Origin of the sequence: Polynucleobacter sp. UK-Mo-2m-Kol15 (genome assembly GCF_018881505.1) — a bacterium.
In the GTDB taxonomy this organism is placed as follows: Bacteria; Pseudomonadota; Gammaproteobacteria; order Burkholderiales; family Burkholderiaceae; genus Polynucleobacter.
Genome location: NZ_JACVQC010000001.1, coordinates 1,814,819 through 1,838,532, shown reverse-complemented (window position 1 = coordinate 1,838,532; position 23,714 = coordinate 1,814,819). Strand labels below are relative to the sequence as shown.

27 protein-coding genes and 1 pseudogene are annotated in these 23,714 nt (G+C 43.9%); 13 read left to right on the top strand and 15 right to left on the bottom strand.

The features are described from left to right. The first annotated feature begins 5 nt into the window (after positions 1–5). From ICN43_RS09520 to ICN43_RS09510, 3 genes are read left to right on the top strand one after another with little or no spacing between them, the layout of a single operon-like run. Positions 6–914, top strand: coding sequence for a hypothetical protein (locus ICN43_RS09520; RefSeq protein WP_216199251.1), 909 nt, complete (start codon positions 6–8; stop codon positions 912–914). Then, positions 911–1,648, top strand: a complete 738-nt coding sequence (locus ICN43_RS09515) for an enoyl-CoA hydratase/isomerase family protein (protein WP_216199249.1) — start codon at positions 911–913, stop codon at positions 1,646–1,648. The genes ICN43_RS09520 and ICN43_RS09515 overlap by 4 nt, the downstream gene beginning before the upstream one ends. Beyond that, a complete protein-coding gene (locus ICN43_RS09510; protein ID WP_216199247.1) occupies positions 1,645–2,700 on the top strand; it encodes a type III polyketide synthase in 1,056 nt (351 codons plus the stop codon). The genes ICN43_RS09515 and ICN43_RS09510 overlap by 4 nt, the downstream gene beginning before the upstream one ends. A gap of 6 nt (positions 2,701–2,706) precedes the next feature. On the opposite strand, the gene ICN43_RS09505 is transcribed toward ICN43_RS09510, so the two are convergent. After that, a complete protein-coding gene (locus tag ICN43_RS09505) occupies positions 2,707–3,072 on the bottom strand; it encodes a nuclear transport factor 2 family protein (protein WP_216199244.1) in 366 nt (121 codons plus the stop codon). A gap of 162 nt (positions 3,073–3,234) precedes the next feature. Here ICN43_RS09505 and ICN43_RS09500 point away from each other — a divergent pair, with 162 nt between their 5' ends. Both ICN43_RS09500 and ICN43_RS09495 read left to right on the top strand, forming a co-directional pair. Next, positions 3,235–4,263, top strand: coding sequence for a pyridoxal-phosphate dependent enzyme (locus ICN43_RS09500; RefSeq protein ID WP_216199241.1), 1,029 nt, complete (start codon positions 3,235–3,237; stop codon positions 4,261–4,263). A gap of 28 nt (positions 4,264–4,291) precedes the next feature. After that, complete coding sequence (locus tag ICN43_RS09495; RefSeq protein ID WP_216199238.1) at positions 4,292–5,629, top strand: class I SAM-dependent methyltransferase; 1,338 nt, start codon at positions 4,292–4,294, stop codon at positions 5,627–5,629. Between the two features lie 20 nt (positions 5,630–5,649). Here ICN43_RS09495 and ICN43_RS09490 read toward each other — a convergent pair whose 3' ends face one another. After that, complete coding sequence (locus ICN43_RS09490; protein WP_216199235.1) at positions 5,650–6,660, bottom strand: transporter; 1,011 nt, start codon at positions 6,658–6,660, stop codon at positions 5,650–5,652. A 122-nt stretch (positions 6,661–6,782) separates the two neighbouring features. Further along, positions 6,783–6,948: pseudogene (locus ICN43_RS11195) on the bottom strand (carboxymuconolactone decarboxylase family protein); the annotation flags it as partial. Between the two features lie 283 nt (positions 6,949–7,231). On the opposite strand from ICN43_RS11195, the gene recQ reads away from it, so the two are divergent. Continuing rightward, positions 7,232–9,067, top strand: coding sequence for a DNA helicase RecQ (gene recQ, locus ICN43_RS09485; RefSeq protein WP_216199232.1), 1,836 nt, complete (start codon positions 7,232–7,234; stop codon positions 9,065–9,067). Between the two features lie 10 nt (positions 9,068–9,077). On the opposite strand, the gene ICN43_RS09480 is transcribed toward recQ, so the two are convergent. Then, entirely contained in the window at positions 9,078–9,623 is a 546-nt protein-coding gene (locus tag ICN43_RS09480) for a YggT family protein (RefSeq protein ID WP_216199227.1), read from the bottom strand. A 72-nt stretch (positions 9,624–9,695) separates the two neighbouring features. On the opposite strand from ICN43_RS09480, the gene ICN43_RS09475 reads away from it, so the two are divergent. Continuing rightward, a complete protein-coding gene (locus ICN43_RS09475; RefSeq protein WP_216199224.1) occupies positions 9,696–10,349 on the top strand; it encodes a glycosyltransferase in 654 nt (217 codons plus the stop codon). Here the strand turns inward: ICN43_RS09475 and ICN43_RS09470 are convergent. Next, the gene (locus tag ICN43_RS09470) at positions 10,346–10,741 is read right to left on the bottom strand and encodes a dihydroneopterin aldolase (protein ID WP_216199221.1); all 396 of its coding nucleotides are present in this window, start codon (positions 10,739–10,741) and stop codon (positions 10,346–10,348) included. The two genes, ICN43_RS09475 and ICN43_RS09470, sit on opposite strands and share 4 nt — an antisense overlap. Before the next feature lie 34 nt (positions 10,742–10,775). Further along, complete coding sequence (locus tag ICN43_RS09465; protein WP_216199217.1) at positions 10,776–11,846, bottom strand: ABC transporter ATP-binding protein; 1,071 nt, start codon at positions 11,844–11,846, stop codon at positions 10,776–10,778. A gap of 68 nt (positions 11,847–11,914) precedes the next feature. On the opposite strand from ICN43_RS09465, the gene ICN43_RS09460 reads away from it, so the two are divergent. Beyond that, on the top strand, positions 11,915–13,471 hold the full coding sequence (locus tag ICN43_RS09460; RefSeq protein WP_216199215.1) for an iron ABC transporter permease: 1,557 nt from the start codon (positions 11,915–11,917) through the stop codon (positions 13,469–13,471). A gap of 62 nt (positions 13,472–13,533) precedes the next feature. Next, positions 13,534–14,589, top strand: coding sequence for an extracellular solute-binding protein (locus ICN43_RS09455; protein WP_216199212.1), 1,056 nt, complete (start codon positions 13,534–13,536; stop codon positions 14,587–14,589). Here ICN43_RS09455 and ICN43_RS09450 read toward each other — a convergent pair. Beyond that, positions 14,580–14,891 carry a hypothetical protein gene (locus ICN43_RS09450; protein WP_216199209.1) on the bottom strand — a complete coding sequence of 104 codons (312 nt, stop codon included), beginning with the start codon at positions 14,889–14,891 and terminating at the stop codon, positions 14,580–14,582. The genes ICN43_RS09455 and ICN43_RS09450 overlap by 10 nt on opposite strands. A gap of 132 nt (positions 14,892–15,023) precedes the next feature. Here ICN43_RS09450 and ICN43_RS09445 point away from each other — a divergent pair, with 132 nt between their 5' ends. After that, the gene (locus tag ICN43_RS09445) at positions 15,024–15,293 is read left to right on the top strand and encodes a hypothetical protein (protein WP_216199207.1); all 270 of its coding nucleotides are present in this window, start codon (positions 15,024–15,026) and stop codon (positions 15,291–15,293) included. An 11-nt stretch (positions 15,294–15,304) separates the two neighbouring features. On the opposite strand, the gene ICN43_RS09440 is transcribed toward ICN43_RS09445, so the two are convergent. Further along, positions 15,305–16,180, bottom strand: a complete 876-nt coding sequence (locus ICN43_RS09440; RefSeq protein WP_216199205.1) for a hypothetical protein — start codon at positions 16,178–16,180, stop codon at positions 15,305–15,307. Positions 16,181–16,415: 235 nt separating this feature from the next. On the opposite strand from ICN43_RS09440, the gene ICN43_RS09435 reads away from it, so the two are divergent. Continuing rightward, positions 16,416–18,233 carry an AsmA family protein gene (locus ICN43_RS09435; protein ID WP_216199202.1) on the top strand — a complete coding sequence of 606 codons (1,818 nt, stop codon included), beginning with the start codon at positions 16,416–16,418 and terminating at the stop codon, positions 18,231–18,233. Positions 18,234–18,236: 3 nt separating this feature from the next. Here the strand turns inward: ICN43_RS09435 and ICN43_RS09430 are convergent, their stop codons facing one another. The 5 genes from ICN43_RS09430 to ICN43_RS09410 all read right to left on the bottom strand — a co-directional run bounded on the left by ICN43_RS09430 (position 18,237) and on the right by ICN43_RS09410 (position 19,797). Then, complete coding sequence (locus ICN43_RS09430; RefSeq protein ID WP_216199200.1) at positions 18,237–18,584, bottom strand: phage holin family protein; 348 nt, start codon at positions 18,582–18,584, stop codon at positions 18,237–18,239. Positions 18,585–18,647: 63 nt separating this feature from the next. Continuing rightward, complete coding sequence (locus ICN43_RS09425) at positions 18,648–18,953, bottom strand: helix-turn-helix domain-containing protein (protein WP_216199198.1); 306 nt, start codon at positions 18,951–18,953, stop codon at positions 18,648–18,650. After that, positions 18,950–19,282: a type II toxin-antitoxin system RelE/ParE family toxin gene (locus ICN43_RS09420; protein ID WP_216199196.1), complete on the bottom strand. Its 333-nt coding sequence runs from the start codon at positions 19,280–19,282 to the stop codon at positions 18,950–18,952. The genes ICN43_RS09425 and ICN43_RS09420 overlap by 4 nt, the downstream gene beginning before the upstream one ends. 68 nt (positions 19,283–19,350) lie before the next feature. Next, positions 19,351–19,554, bottom strand: coding sequence for a SlyX family protein (locus ICN43_RS09415; RefSeq protein ID WP_216199194.1), 204 nt, complete (start codon positions 19,552–19,554; stop codon positions 19,351–19,353). Positions 19,555–19,575: 21 nt separating this feature from the next. After that, positions 19,576–19,797 carry a hypothetical protein gene (locus tag ICN43_RS09410; protein ID WP_216199191.1) on the bottom strand — a complete coding sequence of 74 codons (222 nt, stop codon included), beginning with the start codon at positions 19,795–19,797 and terminating at the stop codon, positions 19,576–19,578. 33 nt (positions 19,798–19,830) lie between these two features. Between ICN43_RS09410 and ICN43_RS09405 the strand changes: the two genes are divergently transcribed. Continuing rightward, entirely contained in the window at positions 19,831–20,847 is a 1,017-nt protein-coding gene (locus ICN43_RS09405) for an LLM class flavin-dependent oxidoreductase (RefSeq protein ID WP_216199188.1), read from the top strand. On the opposite strand, the gene ICN43_RS09400 is transcribed toward ICN43_RS09405, so the two are convergent. Both ICN43_RS09400 and ICN43_RS09395 read right to left on the bottom strand, forming a co-directional pair. After that, positions 20,837–21,271, bottom strand: coding sequence for a putative toxin-antitoxin system toxin component, PIN family (locus tag ICN43_RS09400; protein ID WP_255533484.1), 435 nt, complete (start codon positions 21,269–21,271; stop codon positions 20,837–20,839). The genes ICN43_RS09405 and ICN43_RS09400 overlap by 11 nt on opposite strands. Continuing rightward, positions 21,250–21,798: a YaeQ family protein gene (locus ICN43_RS09395; RefSeq protein ID WP_216199186.1), complete on the bottom strand. Its 549-nt coding sequence runs from the start codon at positions 21,796–21,798 to the stop codon at positions 21,250–21,252. The genes ICN43_RS09400 and ICN43_RS09395 overlap by 22 nt, the downstream gene beginning before the upstream one ends. Positions 21,799–21,887: 89 nt before the next feature. Between ICN43_RS09395 and ICN43_RS09390 the strand changes: the two genes are divergently transcribed. Beyond that, positions 21,888–23,498, top strand: coding sequence for an NAD(P)/FAD-dependent oxidoreductase (locus tag ICN43_RS09390; protein WP_216199183.1), 1,611 nt, complete (start codon positions 21,888–21,890; stop codon positions 23,496–23,498). Positions 23,499–23,714 lie beyond the last annotated feature (216 nt).

Below are 23,714 nucleotides of genomic sequence, written 5' to 3'. Positions count from 1 at the left end.
TTGAAATGATTTTTTTATTCCCCACTTTTCCTATGAGGTCTCCGGAGTTTGACATTTCAAAAATTTCAGGCCTTTCTGATATTTATCAATTATGGCTTGAACGTGCTAAAAAATGCGCACCCTTAAATCTAGCCCTGCTGGATGATCCCCGAAATAATAGTGCTTCGCATGCGCACATTACCGAACAGGCTCACTATGCCTGCATTATTGAAAATGTCTCAATGGCTCAGTGGGTTACTGAAAACTTAGGGAAATGTGATCGTGCGAGCTCTTACAGCATGGGATTTTTTTCCGCCTTAGTGCATTCAAATGCGCTGGATTTTGAATCTACCATGAGGCTCGTGCAGTCAATTTGCAATCAAGCCCATGAAGCTCTTAAAGAAACTCCATGGGCTGTTGGTGCTGTTGTTGAGTTTCCGGTAGAAAAACTCAATGTCATCATGAGTGATGTTGATAGCACACTTGAGATTACTGATTTTTATGGCCCGCATACAATCCTGTTTACCGGCTTGGCTAGCTCCGTTAAAGTAGTTTTAGATCGATCGCTTGAAGAGGGTGCCACTTTGACGCGTTTAATTCCTTTAACCGCTCCATTTCATACTACTACTTTGTTAAAAATAAGTCCAGAGCTTAATCGTTTGGTTAGTACCCTTGATGTGAGGACGCCTTCTTGGCCAATACTTTCCTCGCTTTCGCAAAAATGGCTAACTACGGCGGATGATATTTGTGCAGAAATTAGAAGTAATATTGCTGCCCCGATGAATTGGAATTTAACAATGAAGAAAATTGCTATTTTAGATAGCGGAACAATAGTTGAGTGTGGCGCCAGTGTTGGGTTAACCGATCTTGCTAAACAGATGCTTTCGAGCCAATGGAAATGCCTGGATTTTAAAGATTTTGAAAAAAAACAATGAGTCAAATTAAATTAATGCAATCAGGAGTAGAGGCCAAAGTAGAGGATGGCCTTTTCCATATCACGATCAATCGACCTGATAAAGCAAATTCTTATACTCAGCAAACACTTTCAGACTTGGAAACTTGTATCGATTTAGCGGCTAATAATGACCTGGTGAAAGTAATTATTATCAAGGGCGCAGGTGATAAGGTATTTTGTGCGGGTGCTGATCGTACCGAAATAGAGTCACGTAGCTGGAGATCTATTCTCAGCCTTAAAAGTGCTGCAGTATTTAAAGCTCTGCGAGACTGTCCAAAAATTAGTATTGCCGCAATTAATGGTTCGGCAGTTGGAGGTGGTTTTGAACTTGCAATCAGTTGTGATATTCGCATCTCAAGCCCAAATGCAAAATTTTGGCTTCCTGAGCTTGAGTTCGGCCTTCTTCCAGCTGCTGCAGCCACCAATCTCTTGCCGAAATATATTGGCATTCCAAGAACAAAAGACTTAATTCTTGGCGGTGCTCGCTGGAGCGCTCAGGAAGCTTATGCGGCTGGTCTGCTTTCTCAGGTTTGTATTGAGGGTGAGCTGATGAGTTGTGTTGCTCAATGGGTCGAGAGGATTCAGAAGAGAGATGCCGATGCAATCTCTGTTGGTAAGCAAGTATTAGAATTAAATGCTAGCGGGGGAGATTCTCTTCGTGCTGACTTATTAGCTCAAGCTTTGCTTGCTATCAATAAAGTGTCAAAAGCATGAGCCGTTCTATGTTGCCGCGATTGATTGAAGTTGGTACAGCCAATCCTGAGAATTTTTATACTCAAGAAGAAGTCTTGGCTTGGTCGGGCGAAAAAAATACTAAGATTCAGAATTTATTTCTTAATAGTCATATTGAAACTAGGGCACTTTATTTGCCTGAGCTACAGGATGGTTTGCCACCAGAAGAATCACCCCAATCTCTGATTGATCGACATCTGAACGGAGCTCTGGATATAGGAAGTAAGGCAATTGAAAGGGCTCTCAAAACCAGCGAAATAAAAGTGGATGAAGTAGGGTTTATTGTCTGCACTACCTCAACTGGCTTTTTATGCCCAAGTCTGACGGCCTATCTCATTCAGCACTTGGGTTTTAAGGATAGCATTCGCCGGATGGACTTAGTGGGTATGGGTTGCAATGCTGCTATTAACGGTCTCCAGGCTGCCACCGCCATCGCTCAATCAATGCCTGGAGTAAGCGGTTTACTCGTTAGCATTGAAATCTGTTCAGCTGCCTATGTCATTAATCAAGATTTATCAACGGCAGTGGTTAACTCTCTTTTTGGTGATGGGGCTTCAGCTTTGGTTATTAGGAGTGATCTTCATGATGATTGGCGCTCTGGCCCAGCTGTTTTGGATTTCGAGCCACTTATCATTACAGACTCGATTGGGGCTATGCGCTATAACTTGGATGGCACGCGGCTCTCCTTCTTCCTTGATCGAGATATTCCATATGTGATCGGCAGAAATGCCCCAATTCCAGTTAATCGTTTGCTTGAACGCCATGGTCTACAAAAGGAGGATATTAAACACTGGGTATTGCATTCAGGCGGAAAAAAAGTAATTGACTCTATCGTGGAAAATCTACAGTTATCCCAGGATGCTGTCCGCCATACTCGCAATATTTTGAAGCGTTATGGAAATGTATCTTCATCCGCTGTTATTTTTGCTTTAGGTGAGTTGCTAAAGGAAGGCACACCTAAAGAAGGGGATTATGGAATTTTAATGGCAATGGGCCCTGGATCTTCTATAGAAACTGCCTTGTTAAGATGGTAGCCCCCTCTAGTCGATAGCGGTGCTTTGGAAAAGACTTGGCCTCCATTTTCCATCTTCTTTGACCCATATTGTAGTGGTGTAGTTATTTAACCGCTTCTCATTGCCTAGTACGAGTACAGCACCCCTAACGAGTGATGTTTTGATCGCCATTTCGTTATGAAGTTGTAGCGCTTGAGTGCTTATTTCAATTTGTTGGTATTGCAGTATTTTATTTTTAATTTTTTCTAAATAAGTTTCATAATTATCAACATAGGCGTTTGAATGGATGTAAATTAAATTCTTTGACAGCATTTCTGAAAGAACATTCCAGTCACAGTTGAGTTGAGCCTCTCTTATTACACCTTCAGTTTTGATAATTTGAATTTCACTCATAAGTAGTTGGATCAGTAGATGATTGAGAGATGTGGGTATCTAAGGAAAAAGGCAGTCATGCTTAATGAATCGCCACGAGAATTTATAGAGCAACCTAAAAGAAGACAACAGTGAAATTAATCATAATTATGTGCCATGGGATATTGCCAATATCTTAAATATATGACTAAAGTTCAATTTTCTGACAATTTAGACAAGAAGATACACCTTCAGGATGGCTTAAGTCCAATTCGTCGACTGAATCATGCCTCTAAAATGCTCGGTAAAAGCGTATTTATTAAGGATGACTCAGATATCTCCTCAGTGTATGGGGGATCAAAAGTACGTAAACTAGAATTTATTTTGTATGATGCCCTTAATAAGGGGGCAAAGAATCTTGTAACTATTGGGAGCTGGGGCTCTCATCATATTCTAGCTACAGCACGTCATACTCAAGCTTTGGATCTGAACCTTCATGCAGTTGTTTTAGCGCAGCCAGAACTACCGCATATTGACTTCACCATTAGTCAATCGATCTCCGCTGGAGCTCATCTCTACCCAGTGAGTAATGAATTGAAGGCTTTTTTAAAGATACGATCCTTAATGAAGGCTATGCAGAAAGCGAGATTAAATCCATATTTCATCAGCTTAGGAGGATCAAGTGATTTTGGGGTTTTGGGTACCGTCAATGCTGCAATTGAAATACTTGACCAGACGGATGGAGTGCTGCGTTCTGATCGTTATCCAATTTATATGGCACTAGGAAGCGGTAGTTCGGTAGCTGGTTTGGCTCTTGGTTTAGCTCTTGCTGGAAGGGTAAATCCAATCAATGCAATTCAGGTCACTTCAAGTATGGTAGTGAACCGTTTTGTATTAAAACGTTTATTGAAGTCAGCAGCTCAATTATTGGTTGGGCCGTCTCAGCAGAAATCACTAGTTTCACTAGCAGAAAGTATGATCATAATAGACAAGACTCATCTAGGCAAAGGGTATGGTTGGCCGACGCCTGAGGGGCAGAATGCCATCGACATGTGCGCTGGAGATGATCTTACCTTGGATCCTATCTATACTGGCAAAGTATTTTCCGCTCTAATATCTTCCGGTGAATCTCAAGAAGAAATTCTATATTGGCATACGCATGCACATACTTTGCCCTTTAATCCACAGGATTTAAGATTGCCTTCATGGTATGCTCAAAGACGTAAAAGGTAAGTAAACAAATTACTTTTTTGAAATCATTATGAGCACAAACAGTAGATTTAATAAATTAATTCTTGACTTAAGCTCTGGCAGAGACATCTTGCATTCTCTTGCGTTTGAGCGTCTTATGAATGATCTGTGGAGCGCTAAGCCCCTTAATCCTAGTAGAAGTGTGTTTCTATGCAATGATCTAGCTTGCATAGATGTGTTGATTGAATCAATAGGGCGTCTTACTCCTGCGCTCCAAAACAAGATTGCATGGCTTCTGGGCGCGCTAGTAGATGCAGAAAGTGGCACATTAGAGCTTGATAAAAGGCGAAAAATTAGAGCAGGTATTCCAGAATATTTGAGCATTGTTGAGAATATTTTAAGGAGTGATCATTCCGTCGGAGATGCAAAAGAAATTCACGGATTTATTTTTTTGCTTGGACATTTCCCGGAGGATGCCTCATTGATTGGTGGGCGATTATCTGATTATCTTGGTCAGGATGCTTACCAAGCTACTAATCTTGGCCTAGTTTTTTCTTTGCTTGAAGACCATCCGGTCAGAAGTCAGTTCCTTTTGGCGTATCAAGGTGCTATGGCCTGCAATCAAGTATGCGATGCCAGAACATCAGTATTTAAAAATGTACTAGCTTGCCCTGAGTGCCTTGGAAAGCTTGATTATTCTGCAGATATTATTTGCTGTCAGAAGTGTCAGTCGAGCTATGAGTGGTGCTCTGATACCCCCAATTTAATCCCTAAAGATTGTGTAGATCCTGAGGAATACCCGGAGTCTCTTGTAAAAATTTATGGGGCGGAGACTCGCCCTAGATTTGTTCGTGTCATGGGTCAAGATTGGTTATCGTTAATTACTCATGATAGGGAGCAAGGATACTTAAATCAATTTTTACGACCTGTCGATGGGCCGATATTGGATTTAGCCTGTGGAATCGGAAATTCAACCCAGCTTTTAATTGATATTTTTGGAAGAGCGCGGGTAATTGCGGTTGATTACAGCACTGCCATGATTCAACACTGCGAACGAAATATCAAAGGGTCAACGCTAGCTCGTGGATCTTCCTCTGCGCTCCCTATTGCTAATGAAAGTCTCGGAGCTGTCAACTGTTCTGATGCCTTGCAGGCACTCCCCGATCCACAGCAGGCAATTTTGGAGGTAGCTCGCTGTATGCGTCCTGGTGCGAGTTTTACTGGGTTCACTTTTCTGGAGGCTTCATGGCCTTATAGTTATTTCCAGCATCGATTACATTTCGCAAAAAGACATCTTTTTACTCTTGATGGGATCAGGGGATTTCTAGAGAGCAGTAAACTAGAAATAGTTGACCTGATGGTGATTGAGCAGGCAATATTTTTCACTGCTAAAAAACCACTCAAGTAAGCATCACGACATCGAGGTACTTACCGACTGGTTAAGTTATTGCGCGAGAATTTACTAATATTGTTTTCGCCCCAGCGTAATGTAAGTACTGCAAACATGGCATATCCACCCGTACGATTTTCTACCCAAGATTCTTTATACCCTCGGATGTTTAAATAGGTCATTGGAGTGCCGTTTCCACCGAGGCTAAATAAGTAACCCACCTCGGGGCCTAAACCCAATACCCTACCTTTGTAGGGGCCTACAGTGTCACCACTACCACCATCAGCTGTTAACTGGTAGTAAACATAGCCGGCAATACCCGCAGATAATTCTCTAGTGATACCTTTGGATATGGCGAAGTCCAGATGGGAGTCAATTCCACTTTTATAATTAGTTGCATAATTTTTAAAGTTATTAGTAAAACCGAGAACAGCTGAGCCCTCCCATTGGGTTTCTCGGTTAGTGTAGGTGTAAGCGCCTCCTGCATCGACTGCAGCATGACCTAAGCCCAAATTAGCAAGGTTATTACTATTGTAAGTGCCAACTGGGATATTGCCAGTTAGATATGTCATATAGTGATTTTTATCGCTATCCGACCAATATAAGTTAACGATCGGATACAAATCAGTCATCCCATTGGTTGTTTGATTTCCTGAAAAGACTTGCTCTGCACCTGCCGAATAGGTAAGGCCCGTAAAAGCGTTACCGGGACCAAAGCCGACGCCAACTGAAGGTACTGCTCCTAAAAATTTAGTATCAAAGGTATAGCTTGGCTGAAGCAATAAGGCAGTTGTTGTTGCGCTGATATTGGATTTCAGGTTTGCTCCACCAGCAGGTACGGTTGAATTCTGAGTACCCTTGTAGTTGTAATACATCGTAGTGATACCAAATCCTGGTGAAGGGGGTAAAGCGGCGCCACTCGCATATTGTCCTGTAAGCCAAAACCCACTGCCGTTTTCATCTGCATACGATAAGGTATTAGCAAGCGTCAGACTGCTAATGACTATGCATTTTAGAGTCAAAGTAGTTAATTTGGCTTTAATTTTCATATGAATTTTTGCAAGTAAATGGTCGAAACTAAATACAGATAATAATAGATTAGATGTATATTAAATTAAATTAAATTAGGCAGGCCTTATCTTCCTGAGCTACACAGCTTGATCTTCCGCTTTTAAATTCCCATCTCTGCAAAGATTTCCTTGGCACATCTAAAGCTGTCAATTGCTGCAGGAACCCCGCAGTAAATTGCAGCCTGTAGAAACCTCCTGAACATCTTCCTTGCTGAGTCCATTATTGATAGCGCCTCTGACGTGAAGCTTGAGCTCATGAGGTCGACTCCAAATTTCATTCCTGTAATGGGTTGGACTAGGATGGAGTTGAATCTACAGATTTAGACATCTAATGAGAATTCACTACTTATGAAATCAGAACAACAGCAAGGTTTTGTAAGCTTTCCCAGTCTATAATGCAGACACATAAAGGCTAAAGAGTTCCATGCTCATACATGGCAAGGTTAGCCCAGCCTCTCCGCCAGCCACATTCTGTATTTGTATGTGCAGAGACAATATACATAAAGCCCCGCTTTGACGTGGGGCTTTTTATTTTAAGGGAGCCTTACTGTTGCAATCGAGTCAGCAAGTACTTCGTGATGTTTTTGGCTTTGATCAATTTCGAGGTGCTCAAGAATCTATTATTGGGCACGTAGTAGCAGGCGGTGATGCTTTAGTCCTCATGCCTACTGGCGCTGGGAAGTCTCTGTGCTATCAGATTCCCTCACTTGTTCGACGCGGTGTGGGAGTGGTGGTTTCGCCCTTAATTGCACTGATGCAAGATCAAGTAGATGCCTTAACCCAGTTAGGCGTGAAGGCTTCATTTCTAAACTCTAGTCTAGATGCCGCTTCATCTCAACAAGTAATTACTCAATTACTCGCTGGAGATCTTGACTTAATCTACGTAGCGCCAGAGCGACTGATGAGCTCTAGTTTTCTATCCATGCTCGATAGACTCGATGCTGGCCCTGGAATTGCTTTATTTGCTATTGATGAAGCGCACTGCGTTTCGCAATGGGGTCATGATTTCCGTCCAGAATATCTCCAGCTAACTGTTTTACATGAGCGCTTTCCGACAGTCCCTCGAATCGCCTTAACGGCTACCGCAGATACACCAACTCGAGCAGAAATTGTGGAACGTCTTTCGCTAGAATCCGCTGAGCAGTTTGTTTCTAGCTTTGATCGTCCCAATATTAAGTATCGAGTTTTGCAAAAGCAGAGCGCTAAACAACAGTTAGAGCATTTCTTAGATGCCGAGCATGCCGATGACTCAGGAATTATTTATTGCCTATCGCGTCGCAGCGTAGAAGAGACTGCACAATGGTTACAAGATCGCGGGTGGGATGCAATGCCCTATCACGCAGGTTTAAGTGTAGAAACGCGCAACGCTAATCAAAAACGCTTCTTACGCGAAGAGGGCGTCATCATGGTTGCAACCGTAGCTTTTGGTATGGGTATTGATAAGCCCAACGTCCGTTTTGTTGCTCACCTAGATCTACCCAAAAGTATGGAAGGTTATTACCAAGAAACTGGACGAGCAGGACGCGATGGCTTGCCTGCAAATGCTTGGATGGCCTATGGGTTTGGGGATGTAGTGAGCTTGAGGCAAATGGTCGACTCTGGTGAAGCTTCTGAAGACCGTAAGCGGGTAGAGCGCCAAAAACTGAATTCCCTACTAGGCTATTGTGAATCCACAAGCTGCCGCCATCAAACGATCCTGCGCTACTTTGGAGAGATACATGCCGGTAGCTGCGGTAACTGTGATAACTGTCTAGAGCCAGTAGCCACCTGGAATGCTACACAAGAAGTGCAAAAAGCATTGTCATGCGTATATCGCACAGGCCAGCGCTTTGGCGTGACGCATTTAATAGATGTGCTTATAGGCAAATTGACCCCCAGAGTGAAGCAGTATTTTCATGAGCAGGTGAGTACCTTTGGGATTGGCGCAGAACTCAATCAGGCGCAGTGGAATAGCATCTATCGTCAATTAGTAGCTGGTGGATATTTAGATGCAGACATTGCATTACATGGCGGCTTAAAGTTAGTAGATAACATTGCTTTACCTGTCCTACGTGGAGAGCAAGAGGTTTGGCTCCGAAAAGAAGCAGGCTATTCCAAGAGTAAGGCTACGAAATCTGGGGCGAGGAAGGGTTCTACACATCCCTTTAGCAATATTGCAGATGAGAAACTCTGGGAGGCGCTCAAGCTTAAGCGTACTGAGCTGGCACGCGAACAAGGAGTGCCCCCCTATGTGATTTTTCATGACAGTACTTTGCAAGAGATGGTTCAATCTACGCCCACCACCTTAGATCAATTCACTCGTATTGCTGGGGTTGGACAAGCAAAGCTAGAGCGCTATGGCGAATACTTTATCAAGGTTATTTTGGAGCATCTTGAGTCTAATTAGACTTCATTGCTCACCTAAGATTGCTCACCACAATCTGCAGTACTTGTAAGATGAGTAGCAGTAGTAGGGGTGATAAATCTAAGGCTCCGAAGCTGGGGATTGTTTTTCTGATTGGTGCCAGAAGGGGCTCAATTAAGAGTGATACCAAGTACTGAAGCTGGGATCCAGCACTAACCCACGAGAGAATGACACTCGCAAAAACCAAGCCAACCAATCCAGAAAGGATTAGATCCACCATGTCAATTAAGGCCAATAGGAGCCACGAGATATCGGTTAGAGATGCTCCTGAGAGCAGTAAAAGTATTGCTGTTTTTCCTGCGATCAGCAAATAAGCAGCCAAAAAGCTGGAGACATCAAAGCGACCAATACTGGGGATCAGCTTACGAAGTGGGATCACTATCCAATTACTAAGAGGTAGTACATAAGCACCAATGGTTCTACTTTGGCCTGAGCCTAGATTAAATGCGAGCCACTGGAGGTAGCATCTGAGGAGACATGCTCCTGCAACAATACTTACGAGGACCTGAAGGAGTAGATTGGCGATTTGGATCAACATATGCCTATTGTAGGGGGTTTAAAGCAGGGCTTCATTCAGACATCATACTTTCATGTTCTAATGCCCAGCAATATGATTACCGTCGTTATAGCCTCTTATAAGTATGGCCACCTTGCAGCGCACTGCATTGAGTCCTTGCTATCCCAAACAAAAGCTCCTGCCAGAATTCTATTTGTTGATGATGGGGCGCATGATTGCAGTCATTTACCTGACTTATATCCTGATATTGAATATATTCTGAGGCCTCAAAATTTAGGTACTGTGGCCAACTTCCATGATGTGCTAATGGGAGTCAATACGGAATACGTTCTTTTCATCGGCGCTGACAATTGGCTCAGATCGGATGCCATTGCGTTGCTATCCAATGCTCATGCAGATATTGTTACTTATGACATTATGGTTACCGGCGAATTAAAAGAAGAGATTCACGATCGCGTTCCTGGTGAGACTAGGTCTCACCAAGGAGATCTCTACTGGGATCGCGAAGGTAAGCATCATGGCTCAATGATGTATCGAACCTCTCTGGGTCAGCAAGTGGGTTACAAGCGAAAATATGCTGACGGGATTCATCCGCAAGAGGATTGGAATCTCTGGGACAAAATGCGAGAGCGGGGCGCCTCTGTGGCCAGCTTGAATGAAGGTCTTTTGTACTATAGAAGACATCGTGAAAATTTTCTCAAGTATGACCATCTTGTCGATGCGCTGGAGGAGGGCTTAAGCGGCTAAGTAGGTTCTGTCCTCATACGGGCTAGACTGCTTTCATCAAGGTATAGCTTGATCCCCAATACACCTGAACTCTCCAGAACGGGTGTTTTCCTAAGACTAATTTCTAGAGACTCAATTTCCGAATAGCGAGCACATGCCTCAACTATCCTGGTGATTAATCTTTCCTGAGTCTCGTAATGTCCATCAGCAGCTAAGCGATCAATTTCAATGACGAGGGGATCGTAATCAAACACCTGAGCCATGAGATCTTCTGAAATCAATATCAGTTTAGTGCTGATCCATAAAGTCAGATTCAGTAGATGTTGATCAGGGATGGTAGCGCCAGGTGCATAGGTACCGATTTGGGTATTGAGTCGGAGATCTTTTAATTCTACGCAGGCCGTTGATGTCATTGGATGCTTTTCGATGACTTTATGTAGCGCTTATTTATTCGCTAAAAGTTACAACGTGATCGGCTACCAGATGTATGCCAATCTTTTCTCCAATAGCATGATCATGGTGACTGGGTACAAAAGCAAAAATCTCAATGCCAGATGCTAGTTTCAGTGTGTACAGGAAGTCCGCACCTCTAAAGGTCTTGCGCACAACCTCTGCGAGCAGAGTGCTATGGTCATCATGTTGAATATCATCGGCGCGCAAGAGTACATCAATTTCTTTGCCAATTTCCTTGCTACGATCTTCTTCAAGATCGAGCTCGCCTAATTCAATCTTCACTTTATTGTTGGCTTGCACAACCCCTTTGACAAATACCCCGCGGCCAATGAAGTCGGCAATATAGCGATTGACGGGCTTGTGATAAAGCTCGTATGGTATGTCCCACTGCAGGACCTTGCCCTCTGTCATTACGCCAACCTTATCGGCAATAGCAAAGGCTTCAAATTGATCGTGAGTGACTAGTAGAGCGGTAATGTTATTTGCCTTGAGGATCTCCCTCATCTCGCCTGCCAGGCGCTCCCTGAGTTCAATATCCAAACTAGAGAAGGGCTCATCTAGCAAAATTAGGTCGGGCTCTGGAGCCATTGCTCTTGCTAATGCAACGCGTTGTTGTTGGCCACCACTCAACTCATGAGGGTAGGCATCTGCTTTATCAGAGAGGGAAACCCTTTTAAGCCATTCCATAGCTACAGAAGATCGTTGATTGCTCGGTAGGTGCTGCAATCCGAATGCAATGTTCTCTAAAACATTGAGATGGGGAAAGAGAGCAAAGTCCTGAAAGACCATACCCACTTTTCTTTGGTTGGGTGGGATGTGGACGGAGTTTGAGCTCACCACCTGATCGCGCAGGAGGATATCGCCCGCTTTTAATGCCTCAAATCCACAGATTGCCCTGAGAACGGTGGACTTTCCACAACCTGAGGAGCCCAGTAGGCAGCCAATCTCGCCTTGAGCAAGATGCAAATTAAGGCCTTTAACAGCTGTTACACGCCCTTGGCCATCCCGGCTAGGGTAGTCAATTTCCAGCTGTTTGATAGAAAGCAGCGTGTGAGCGGAGTTCATCCCTATAATTTTCTCATTAATGCTAGTGGTTTAATACATAGCTAGAGTCTAAACGGATTGTGGAATTAATGAATCGGATTGTGGCGCCGCTTGCCTTGTTGTTATTTTTGCCCTTATTTGGCTTGGCAGCGCCATTCCTGTTTTCGGGGAACGACTCTTTGGCCACTGGCACACTCAGCCATCTATGGAACTTTGTATTAGGTGGATACATTGCCTCGACCTTAGTGCTGATTCTTGGTGTAGGGGTCGGTGTATTTATCCTAGGTGTGGGTAATGCCTGGATTATTGCGAACTATGATTTTCCGGGTAAGAAAATATTTGAGTGGGCTTTGATTTTGCCCTTGGCCGTCCCCACTTATGTCATGGCCTATCTGTTTGTAGATCTTCTGCAATTTTCAGGTCCGATACAGAGTACGCTTCGCGCCATACTGGGAATGGACTCGCTCTGGTTCTTTCCGGATCCACGTTCATTAAGCGGCGCTATTTGGTCTTTCTCCTTTTGCTTATTTCCTTACGTCTATCTCATTACGCGTACAGCATTTTTAGAGCGTAGCGGGCGATTGATTGAGGTTTCAGAAACGCTTGGTTACAGTCAGCTTCAAGGATTCTTCAAGTTAGTTCTGCCGATGGCAAGACCAGCTATTTTTGCTGGTATGGCTTTGGCACTCATGGAAGTGTTGGCAGATTTTGGCGCGGTATCCTACTTTGGTGTTCAAACCTTTGCTACAGGCATCTTTAAGGCCTGGCTTTCTTTTGGCGACCGTGTGGCTGCAGTACAGCTAGCCTTAGGTCTATTAAGTTTTGTCTTGCTGATTTTCTTTATTGAGCAAAGTAGTCGCTCAAAATTACGTTATGCATCTTCAGCAAGGGGCAGGGCTTTGGCGAAACCTCTGACTGGCAAGGGCGCTCTTTTTGCCTTTGCATTTTGTGGCGTCACACTCTTGTGTGGATTTCTCCTGCCAGCATTTGCTCTACTGCAATTACTCTTTAAGCAAGGTCTGACAATCGATATTCGATATCTAGATTGGCTTACTAACTCTTTAGCAGTTTCAATTCTTACGGCAGTCATTTCTGTTGTACTCGCAGTATTTTTCGCCTACTCAGTGCGAATGAATCCACGCTTGAGCTGGGTTAATCGATTACTGGGATTTGGTTATGCGCTACCGGGTGCAGTACTGGCGATTGGTATTCTTTCCTTTTTGGAGATCTTTCAACTTGCTTGGTGGATGTCGGCCAGCATATTAGTGCTGGTCTATGCTTACTTGGTGCGCTTTCTTTCCTCCAGTCTGCAAAGCGTAGAAGCGGGGCTTGCACGCATCACGCCATCGATGGACGCTTCAGCAGCTCTATTAGGGCTGTCTAGGTCCCAGATTCTGAAGCAAGTGCATGTGCCCTTACTCAAACGCAGTCTCATCACTGCGGGGCTCTTTGTCTTTGTAGATGTCATGAAAGAGTTACCAGCAACCCTCTTATTGCGCCCGTTTAACTTTGATACCTTAGCTGTAGCTACCTATCAGTTGGCTGCGGATGAGCGCCTTGCCGAGCTGGCGCTACCCTCGCTAACGATTGTATTGGTTGGCCTTTTTCCAGTCCTGGTTCTTTCTAGGGTTATTTCCAAATCTTAATTGATAATCATTCGTATTTGTGATACATTGGATTCACTCCAATTCTGATTGCAAATACAGTAATGAAAACCCTTGAAATACGTAAATTCCTAGAGGCAACTGCATTGTTGCTAGGTGGCTTACTAGCTTTGCCACTGTATGCACAAGAAATCAAAGAGCTCAATCTGTATTCCGCTCGTCACTACCAAACAGATGAAGCACTCTATAGCGACTTCACTAAAAAGACAGGCATCAAGATCAATCGCATTGAGGCGGATGACAATGCTTTAGCGGAGAGACTAAAAAGTGAGGGTGCCAATAGTCCAGCAGATGTGATTTTGATGGTCGATGCCGCCCGACTGTGGCGCGCGCAAATTGATGGTTTTTTTAAGCCAATTCAGTCTAAATATTTAGAGAGCCGTATCCCGGAAAACCTGCGATCTAAGTCTGAGCCAGAGGGATTAACTTGGTTTGGCTTTTCAACTAGAGCTCGTCTTGTGGTCTACAACAAGGCGAAGGTAAATCCCCTAGATGTTGATACTTATGAGAAATTGGCTGAGCCAATAAATAAGGGTAAGGTATGCACTCGTTCGGGCGCTCATCCTTACATGTTGTCATTGATCGGCGCCATGATTGAACGTCGCGGTGAGAAGGCTACGGAAGAGTGGGCTAAGGGCATGGTAGTAAATATGGCTCGCCCTCCAAGAGGTGGTGACACTGATCAAATCAAAGCAGTTGCTTCGGGTGAATGTGGGGTCGCCTTAACTAATTCTTACTATCTAGTTAGGCTCTTGCGCTCCACTAAGCCAGAAGACCAGGCTATTGTCTCCAAAATTGGATTTGTTTGGCCAAATCAGAAAACGACTGGGGTGCATATCAATGTTGCAGGTGGTGGAGTTGCCAAGAATGCGCCACACTCGCAGGCTGCCATTCAGTTTCTAGAATATCTAGCCAGTGATTCCGCACAAGAGTATTTTGCTAATGGGAATAACGAGTGGCCGGTCGTGAAATCGGTCAAGATTGAAAATGAAGGGCTCAAAATTTTAGGGCCATACAAAGCTGAAAATATCTCTATTGCGGCAATCGGTAAGAATCAAATTGCCGCCCAAAGATTGCTAGACAGGGTGGGTTACAAGTAAGTCACTCTTTTTAGTAGCTCTTCTGCGCCGATAGCGGGCGATTGAAAGGTTTTCCCATCTTTGCTATTGACGATCACGCCAATCCCAGCTACCGGTGCTAAGCTGTCCACTTTGAAGCGACCTACATTGCCTTGTTGTCTGATAAAACACTCTTCATCAAAGAAGAGTCGATCGCCGTTATCGTCAATTTCATCCGAATCAATGGTGCTAAAACCAATCAGTTTTTGAAGTGCTTCTTTTGTATCGGCAATTTCTACCGCATTGATTTCTTTTGTGAGGGGGTTGATGGAAAATACCCGCATGGCGTGCTTTCTGTAGATTTGTTATTAGATAGACTCAATCCTAATTGAAATTCAGCCGGCTTGCCTTACTTGCCCATTTAAAAAATCTAGCTAGAATGGACCATTATTTATTTTGATGTTCGACTGGTGCTTATGAAACGTCTAATACCTGCTTTGGCTTCAAGCCTTGGATTACTATTGATGGCTTGTTCAACACCATCAAGTCAGTTTGGGGTCTATAGACAATCAGATGGAACGATTGGAGTGCATGCTCCAAAATCCGCTAAAGATAGCGAGGCTCAGGCGGCCGCAATAGAGGAGTGTAAAAAACTAGGAAAGCGAAGCGCTTCTATTGTCGAAACTCGCAAAACAGTAAACGACCGCTTTCCTATGACCTACATTTTTGTGTGTAATACCTATTAATAGACAATTACTTAGCTAAGCAACCATTTCTTAATTGATTTATTGACACACATTGCATCTAAAGCCAAACCAAAGAACTCTGAACCATTGGTGACCATACTTTCAATAGCCTCAACCTTGCCAGATTTGACGCCACGCAAATAGGTCGCTGCACGATAGCGTAGAAAGTGCTCATTCGCACCTTCTTCGTTGTCGGTAGAGCAAATCTCAAGGCTGCCATAACGCGTCTCTGGATTGACATTCAGAATGGAGAGACCTAATGCGCCAATGAGCTTCTCTGGAACGGGGATTGGAACATATGAATAGAGGGAAACTAGTTGTTCTTGTTCATCAACTTCAATAATGTGATCAACATCGAATACATCTTTTTCTGTCAATTCTGTTTCGCCGGAATCGCCGCCACCAAAGGTAGACTCAAATTGCAACATTGCCGTATTACTATCTTTGGAGATTTCAATCATGTCAGGATAGCCAAGTAAGCCCTTCCACCAGTACATGAGAGAGAAGGTGCAAGGTTTTACTTCAACCAAACCCTTGGCAGTTGATTTAGCAAAGTACAAGCCGTAGAACTCATCATCCTCTTCGAGTCCATACTGATCGACTTTTAATTTCTTGGGCGCAGCTGCTTTAGAAGACTTCTTGACCGCTTTTTTTGGAGCCGGTTTTTTGGCTGCAGGCTTTTTAGCTACCACCTTTTTAACTACTTTCTTGGCTACTGTTTTTTTAGCGATAGCCTTTTTAATTGCCGGTTTTTTCACTACCTTTTTTACGGCCTTTTTAGCAGGCACTTTCTTAGCGACTGCTCTTTTAACGGCCTTCTTTGCAGGGGCTTTTTTTACCACCTTAGTAGCTACTTTCTTTTTTGCTGGAGACTTCTTTGTAGCCATGGTCTATTACCCTTCCTATTGGTAGTTAATGTGTCTAGCGCACTTGGTAATCTTACTTCAGTTCTATCAACTTTTGCTGATACTGTTGTAGGGAGTTACTTGGTAATCTTCAGGGTGACCATCTAACTATCGCAATTCCGATTTGCATTTGATGGTTATATAGATCATGCTAGCGAAGTAAATAAATTATCAATTACAGCCCACTGCTAGCTAGGTAATTTAGAATCAATTCACTATGAGTAAATCAGTCAAGATCATCATCAGCGCTTTAGGCGGGGTAATTCTCCTACTTTTGGCGGGGGCGTGGTATGCATCTACTGTGGTGGATTCGGCGCAATTAACTAAGATGCTCTCTTCTTCAGTGAAGGCTGCTACCGGACGAGATTTAAAAATCTCAGGACCAGTGACCTTAAGATTTTTTCCGAGCATTTCTGTTTCAGCTGAGCGCTTGAGCTTAAGCAATGCATCTTGGGCATCGAGTCCAGATATGCTCACTCTCCAGCGTATTGATTTAAATATCAAAACTCTGCCACTGCTGACTAAGCGTATTGAGCTTGGTAATGTGAAGCTTACTGGTCTAGAGTTGCTTCTCCAAAAAAATGCATCTGGTAAAGCGAATTGGGACATGAGTACAGATACATCTAATGTTGCTACTGTCCCTAGTAATGGCAGTGCAGATACTTCATCGCTTGGGGATAATTTAATCTATATGGAGAGTGTCTCTGTAGCTGATGCCCGTATTCAGTATCAAGGTCCTTCCGGTGCCACAGCGAGTTATCAAATTAAGCATTTGTCTTTGGTGGAGGGCGGTGATAAAACAACTGTTTCACTCAGCATGCAAGCTTTAGGTCAAACTCTAGAGCTCAGTGGAAAAACGGGTCGTATATCTGGATTATTGAAGCAGTGGGATGTTTCATCGATGCAATTTCCGATCGATCTGAACTTGAGCATGAATGGCAAGTCTATGCTGATTAAGGGTGAGGTAAATAAGACCCCTAAGACCGAGCCTCAAATTCATTTGAGCTTGAGTTCAAAAGCATTTGACTGGCCTAGCCTTGATGTACCTGCCAGCCAGCCCCCTCAAAATGCGGGTGGAGGTCAATCGGCCTCAGTCTCACATCAGATCTCAAAACCAAAACCTAAATATTTATTCAGCAATGAGAGCATTCCCTTTGATGCGCTTCCTCGGGTCCAAGGGGAAATCCTGATCAATATTGGCGAATTGGGTTTATCAAAACGCAAGCCCATTGAAAATGTTCAGGCTACCTTGCGGCTCGATGGCAGTGCGATTGATATTCCAAGCCTGACCTTGCAGATGGGTAAGGGGAGAGCTGATTTGCAGATCAAGCTCTCCCAGTTAAATACAACATCCCCTATTCTCTCTGCGAAAGGGTTTACAAAGGACCTGATGCTTGAGAGTCTATTGGCCAGACTTGATGCCAATTCCAAGGTCAGTGGAGGCGCTATGAGGTTGGCATTTGATATAAAGACATCTGGAGGTAGCCTTCATCAAATGGCGGCAAATTCCAATGGCAAGATTCAGTTGAGTATTGCTCGGGCTCAAATGGGTACGAACTTTTTAAATGATGCTGGTGACTTTGTAGTCACGCTTTTGGATTCTATTAATCCACTGCGCAAAAAAACAAGTGAGACAGTTCTAGAGTGTGCGGTTGCTTATATGCCGATTAATAATGGTCAGATCAATATTGCCAAGACGGTTGGTGTTGAAACTGATAGATTAGATGTAGTTTTGGCTGGCTCTATCAATTTAAAAACAGAGGCGGTTAATCTCACTATTGATCCCCAAGAAAAATCAGGGCTGACTACTGGGCTTGATTTGGCGGGGTTAGTAAAAATGAGTGGAACCCTAGCAAATCCTAAGGCGGCTATTAATCAAGCTGGTGTTGTGAATAGCGCCGTTTCGATTGGGCTTGGATTTTTAACGGGTGGCGCAAGTATTTTGGCTGAGAACGCAAGATCAATGACTACAAAAAGTCACCCCTGCCAGAATGCACTCCACCCCTGGTCTGATATCTATCCTGGAGCAAAGTAATACTTAAGAGAGTAGTCCGCTGATAAAGAGGCTGAATAATGAAATAAAGATGCTGGCAAAGAAGGCGGTCCAGAAGCTGGAGATCGTAAAGCCGCTCACTACTGCAGAAACTAGCATCAGCACTAAAGCATTGACCACCAGCAAAAATAATCCCATGGTGAGGACAGTTAGCGGCAGAGTAAATAGAATTAATAAAGGCTTTACAACCGCATTGGCAAAGCCAAGCAGTAGAGCGGCGATTAGGAGCGAGCCACCATCAGCAAAACGCAAGCCACTAAACAGATAGCTGGCAACCCAAAGGGATAAAGAAGTCAAACCCCACTGAACTAAAAACGGTACTAAGTTACCCATTTTGAGTATCCTTTTTAATAATTTTCGAAATTAACTTCAATCGTAACTGATTTTTTTTGGGGATCAAGCTGCTAGCTTTTGCTTTGAGTTCTTAATTGGCTTAAAGTGAATTTCAATATGAGTATTAGTTGCAGCTGCCAGTTTTGTAAGGGTTCTTAGAGAGGGGAGTCCAGCGCCACTTTCAAGCCTTGCAATGGCAGATTGAGAGGTGCTCATCAGTGCTGCCAACTCCTCCTGAGATAACCCACTTTTCATGCGCGCCTCGATAATCTCTTGGGCAATCTCAAACTCCACACGAGATTCATTATAGGCTTTTTTGTACTCGGGATTTTTGATCCACTTTTTATGTAAATTTGAGATCTTAGTCATATTAAGTTTGCCTGTTTAGCTCTTCTTGTTGCTATTTCTAAAGCTGCTGATGGAGTTTTCTGAGTCTTTTTTATAAATACATGTAAAACGATAATTCTTTTGCCGCTGGTGTAGATATAAATTCCTCTGCCAATACCATCTCTACCTGAGACGCGTATTTCCCAAAATTGATCACCCAAAGATTTAATATGGGGCATACCGACATCCTGTGGGCCAAACTGCTCAAGTAGCCCAGAAACCCTTACAAAACGACTCCTCATATCCGTTGGCAGAGCCTCTAGTTCCCTATCAACAGTGGGGTTGAGGGTGTGTACGGTCCACGTGGTCATCCATAAATTATATCAATAATGGTATATGTCAAAAATGATATAACTTAACTAGCAATAAATCAAGGGCCTTAGTAATGAGGAGGAATTTCATCTTTAGGGCTGCTGTTGGCTGTGCCATCACCGCTGCTAGCTTGCTCCTTGATGGATTTAAGCTCACGGTATAGAAATTCAATTTGCTGCTGTTGCTTGTAGATGGTTTGATTTAGTTGATCAATTAAATCTTCAGTAAAGCTGAGTTTGATTTCAAGGTTAGTGATGCGATCTTCAGTCATTTTAGTTTCTTCATTCTTATCTTAGGCATCGATCAATTCAAATCGACCATCTTCCATTTCTGCTTTTGGTCGGATCCAAAAGTCATGCGACTGGAGTGATTCATATACGTAGGCTGGCTCTAAGTTGGCTTCAACATTGGCAAGCATTACCACTTTGTAAAAGCCGCCAGTTTTAATGTGTCTTAGTTTGCTGCCTGGCTTAAAGAGGCCATCATCGGCATCCGCCATCTTTGGTTTATTCATGTCAAAAAGGTGCTTTCTCGGTATGATCTAGAAATGACAAACGCTGTCCCGTATTCCATTCTAGATATATCTCCAATCCCCCAGGGATTTACCGCTGCGGACGCCTTGCGAAACTCCTTGGATGTTGCCCAGCATGCCGAGGCTTTGGGCTATACCCGCTATTGGGTAGCAGAAGATCACAATATGACTGGCAATGCCAGTTCTGCAACTGCGGTCTTGATTGGCTACATCGCTGGAGGCACCAAAACGATTCGAGTTGGGTCTGGTGGTGTGATGTTGCCTAACCATGCTCCATTAGTCATAGCAGAGCAATTTGGCACCCTGGCATCCCTTTATCCAGGAAGGATTGAGTTGGGTCTGGGGCGTGCCCCAGGCACCGATCAAATGACTGCCAGAGCCTTGCGTCGAGATTTACTTGCTAGCGATGATCGCTTTCCTCAGGATGTGCGGGAATTGCAGCATTACTTTGGCCCAATTCAGGAGGGGCAAGCTGTTAGAGCCATTCCGGGGGCTGATACAGAAGTCCCCATTTGGATATTAGGCTCCAGTTTGTATGGCGCTCAACTAGCAGCTCATTTTGGTTTGCCTTATGCATTTGCCTCACACTTTGCCCCCGAACAACTGATAGACGCAATGGCCATCTATCGTAAGCTATTCAAGCCATCTGATCAGTTAACAAAGCCGTATTGCGGATTTGTGATGAATGTAGTTGCCGCTGATACTGATGAGGATGCTGCTCATCTCTTTACCACCTTGCAGCAAAATGTGATCCGCATGCGCCGAAATACCCGTGGGCAATTACCACCACCGATTGAAAATCTAGATCACTTTTGTGAGCCACACGAAAAGACTACTGCTGCTCATGCTCTTCGCTGTTCTGCTGTCGGGTCCTTAGAAACTGTCAGAAAAGAAATGCAGTATTGGCTAGATCAGACTGGCGCTAATGAAATTATGATTACCGGCCAAATTCATGATCATCAAGCACGTCTAAGATCATTTGAGATTGCTGCTGAAGCTGCTAAAGGATTACGCTTTCACTCTAAAGCCTGAAGGCACTGTAATCGCTAGTAATGAGAATATTTTCTAGAGCCGCTTGGCTGGCTATGCAGAGTAAGGCATTGTCTTTGCTAATCAGTATTGCCGGCCTAAGTTGATAAGCTAGATCTAGGAAGACCTGATCATCCGTATCCTGGCATTTCCAGGGGGCGGGCACTAGATTTGAATCGTCATACTGCTGTGCCGTGGATTGCCATTGACTCATAATTACCGCTTGAGTTGCTTCATCGAGCTTAAAGAGGGGGCGCGAGATGACATCGGCAAACTCCAGTAAGGTCTTCTGACTTGCCACCGCAGAAATACTGCCATTCAGAAGTGCTTGCTTTAAATTTGTAGCCCTTTTGTCATTAAATACAAAAATATCTAACAAGATATTGGTATCTAAAACTACAGACTTCATTGCTGCTGGTTGCGCCAAATTTCTGGGGTGATAGTAACTTGACCCATGTCTGAAGAAACATATGCTTCCCCATCCTGGATATTGACATGCAGAACCATGCTGCGCTCAACTAATTTATTGAGCTCTTTAGCCTGTTCTGCCGGAATGGAGATCACCTGTAGATTGCGCGCACGCGTTAATTTGTTTGCAATGCCATCCCACCAGATTTTGCTAGTGTGTCCACCATAGCAATAGACGATGACTTGATCGGATCGACCACAGGCTTTAAGGATACGTCGCTCATCTGGTTGGCCTACTTCAATCCAAAGCTTAATGGCATCTGTGAGGTCTTTGATCCAGAGGTCGGGCTCATCGGTATCGCTCAAACCTTTGGTAAAAGCTAAATCTTCCTGTGCTTGCAGAGCAAAGGCAATGATGCGTATCATCATCCGCTCTTCAGTCTCAGAGGGATGCTTTGCGATAGTAAGGGCATGACTGCCGTAATAGTGACGGTCAGAGTCTGCGACGTGGAGGTCAGCTTTGTGGATAGTTGCGCGTAGAGCCATGGTGCATTATCGCCTTTTAACGAGGTCATTTGGTCGATGCCAGTATTATTTAGAAAATTCCCTTGATTTACTCTGTATCGTAGAGCCTCATGATCCGTATTACTGAACTTCGCCTGCCTATTAGCCATGCCCCTGAGGTATTGGAAGAGGCGATTTTGAAGCGCTTGAATATCCAAGCCCAGGACCTCATACAGTTTGATGTATTTAAGCGCAGTTACGATGCCAGAAAAAATGTAGCCCTTGCTTTTATCTATACCGTAGATCTATCGGTCAAGAATGAAGAAAAACTGCTAAAGCAGTTTATGAATGACATTCATATTCGACCATCGCCGGATATGAGCTATCACTTTGTAGCCAACGCCTCACAAGTAAAGAGTAAAAGCTTTGAGCGGCCTGTGATTATTGGATTTGGTCCTTGCGGAATTTTTGCCGCCTTGGTATTGGCGCAGATGGGCTTTAAGCCCATCGTATTAGAGCGCGGCAAGCCAGTACGTGAGCGCACTCAAGATACCTGGGGTCTATGGCGCAAGAATGTCCTCAATCCAGAATCCAATGTGCAATTTGGTGAGGGTGGTGCGGGCACCTTTTCTGATGGCAAGCTCTGGAGTCAAATTAAAGATCCGAAGTTTTACGGTCGTAAGGTCATTGCTGAGTTTATTAAGGCTGGCGCTCCAGAAGAAATTCGTTATGTAGCAAAGCCACACATTGGAACCTTCCGATTAGTCGGCGTTGTCGAAAAAATGCGTCAAGAAATTATTGCACTTGGTGGAGAAATTCGTTTTTCGCAAAAAGTCATTGGGTTTGATATTCAGAACGATCAAATTGCCGGAGTTAAGATTGAAGGGCAGCCAGATTTGTCCGCTAACCATGTTGTATTAGCTTTGGGTCATAGTGCACGCGATACCTTTGAGATACTTCACAAAGCTGGTGTTTATATGGAAGCAAAACCGTTTTCTGTAGGTTTCCGAATTGAGCATCCACAATCTTTGATCGATAAAGCACGCCTAGGACCGCACGCTGGTAATCAGCTAATCGGTGCAGCTGATTACAAGCTGGTGCACCATGCCAAAAATGGCCGTGCAGTTTATAGTTTTTGTATGTGCCCAGGCGGTACTGTAGTTGCAGCTACCTCGGAGCCTAATCGCGTTGTCACCAATGGAATGAGTCAATATTCTCGCAATGAGCGCAATGCCAATGCGGGCATCGTTGTCGGCATTACGCCAGATGATTATCCTGGTGGCCCCCTAGCCGGCATTGCATTTCAAAGGGCTTTAGAGTCAAAGGCTTATGAGTTAGGCGGATCTACCTATGAGGCTCCGGGTCAGCTTGTGGGTGACTTCTTAGCTGGTAAGGCTTCTACAGAGTTTGGTTCTGTAATCCCATCTTATAAACCTGGCGTTCATTTAACAGATCTTGCTGATGCATTACCTCATTACGCTATTGAAGCGATTCGAGAGGCGATCCCTGCTTTTGAAAAGCAGATTAAAGGATTTTCGATGAAGGATGCAGTATTAACTGGCATTGAAACGCGCACATCCTCTCCCTTGCGTATTACTCGAGGTGCGAACCTTCAGAGTCTGAATATCAAAGGTTTATATCCTGCAGGCGAGGGTGCTGGCTATGCCGGTGGAATTCTGTCGGCTGGGGTTGACGGGATTAAGGTAGCTGAAGCAGTTGCACTCGACTATCTCTCCAAATAATCGAATGAGTTGATTTCTAAGAGCGCTTATTTAAGCGAACTGTAAGTAGAATCAAGTCAGAATTCCTGCGCATTTGATCTGGATCAAAAACTAATCAAATCAGTGTTGCTTTTCAGTCAATAAAAAATTTCATCACACCTCGCATTTGATGTACATCAAATGGCTAGCCTAAATCACTTTGACAATAGATTTATCAAATTGATAACAATAAAGGTA

Coding starts and splice junctions, on each gene's coding strand:
- ICN43_RS09420 (WP_216199196.1), bottom strand. CDS start 19,282: ATGACCACGTGGACCGTACACACCCTCAACCCCACTGTTGATAGGGAA.
- ICN43_RS09425 (WP_216199198.1), bottom strand. CDS start 18,953: ATGACTAAGATCTCAAATTTACATAAAAAGTGGATCAAAAATCCCGAG.
- ICN43_RS09460 (WP_216199215.1), top strand. CDS start 11,915: ATGAATCGGATTGTGGCGCCGCTTGCCTTGTTGTTATTTTTGCCCTTA.
- ICN43_RS09455 (WP_216199212.1), top strand. CDS start 13,534: ATGAAAACCCTTGAAATACGTAAATTCCTAGAGGCAACTGCATTGTTG.
- ICN43_RS09465 (WP_216199217.1), bottom strand. CDS start 11,846: ATGAACTCCGCTCACACGCTGCTTTCTATCAAACAGCTGGAAATTGAC.
- ICN43_RS09450 (WP_216199209.1), bottom strand. CDS start 14,891: ATGCGGGTATTTTCCATCAACCCCCTCACAAAAGAAATCAATGCGGTA.
- ICN43_RS09440 (WP_216199205.1), bottom strand. CDS start 16,180: ATGGCTACAAAGAAGTCTCCAGCAAAAAAGAAAGTAGCTACTAAGGTG.
- ICN43_RS09520 (WP_216199251.1), top strand. CDS start 6: ATGATTTTTTTATTCCCCACTTTTCCTATGAGGTCTCCGGAGTTTGAC.
- ICN43_RS09500 (WP_216199241.1), top strand. CDS start 3,235: ATGACTAAAGTTCAATTTTCTGACAATTTAGACAAGAAGATACACCTT.
- ICN43_RS09405 (WP_216199188.1), top strand. CDS start 19,831: ATGACAAACGCTGTCCCGTATTCCATTCTAGATATATCTCCAATCCCC.
- ICN43_RS09475 (WP_216199224.1), top strand. CDS start 9,696: ATGATTACCGTCGTTATAGCCTCTTATAAGTATGGCCACCTTGCAGCG.
- ICN43_RS09480 (WP_216199227.1), bottom strand. CDS start 9,623: ATGTTGATCCAAATCGCCAATCTACTCCTTCAGGTCCTCGTAAGTATT.
- ICN43_RS09415 (WP_216199194.1), bottom strand. CDS start 19,554: ATGACTGAAGATCGCATCACTAACCTTGAAATCAAACTCAGCTTTACT.
- ICN43_RS09490 (WP_216199235.1), bottom strand. CDS start 6,660: ATGAAAATTAAAGCCAAATTAACTACTTTGACTCTAAAATGCATAGTC.
- ICN43_RS09510 (WP_216199247.1), top strand. CDS start 1,645: ATGAGCCGTTCTATGTTGCCGCGATTGATTGAAGTTGGTACAGCCAAT.
- ICN43_RS09395 (WP_216199186.1), bottom strand. CDS start 21,798: ATGGCTCTACGCGCAACTATCCACAAAGCTGACCTCCACGTCGCAGAC.
- ICN43_RS09430 (WP_216199200.1), bottom strand. CDS start 18,584: ATGGGTAACTTAGTACCGTTTTTAGTTCAGTGGGGTTTGACTTCTTTA.
- ICN43_RS09390 (WP_216199183.1), top strand. CDS start 21,888: ATGATCCGTATTACTGAACTTCGCCTGCCTATTAGCCATGCCCCTGAG.
- ICN43_RS09410 (WP_216199191.1), bottom strand. CDS start 19,797: ATGAATAAACCAAAGATGGCGGATGCCGATGATGGCCTCTTTAAGCCA.
- ICN43_RS09470 (WP_216199221.1), bottom strand. CDS start 10,741: ATGACATCAACGGCCTGCGTAGAATTAAAAGATCTCCGACTCAATACC.
- ICN43_RS09435 (WP_216199202.1), top strand. CDS start 16,416: ATGAGTAAATCAGTCAAGATCATCATCAGCGCTTTAGGCGGGGTAATT.
- ICN43_RS09505 (WP_216199244.1), bottom strand. CDS start 3,072: ATGAGTGAAATTCAAATTATCAAAACTGAAGGTGTAATAAGAGAGGCT.
- ICN43_RS09515 (WP_216199249.1), top strand. CDS start 911: ATGAGTCAAATTAAATTAATGCAATCAGGAGTAGAGGCCAAAGTAGAG.
- ICN43_RS09495 (WP_216199238.1), top strand. CDS start 4,292: ATGAGCACAAACAGTAGATTTAATAAATTAATTCTTGACTTAAGCTCT.
- ICN43_RS09445 (WP_216199207.1), top strand. CDS start 15,024: ATGAAACGTCTAATACCTGCTTTGGCTTCAAGCCTTGGATTACTATTG.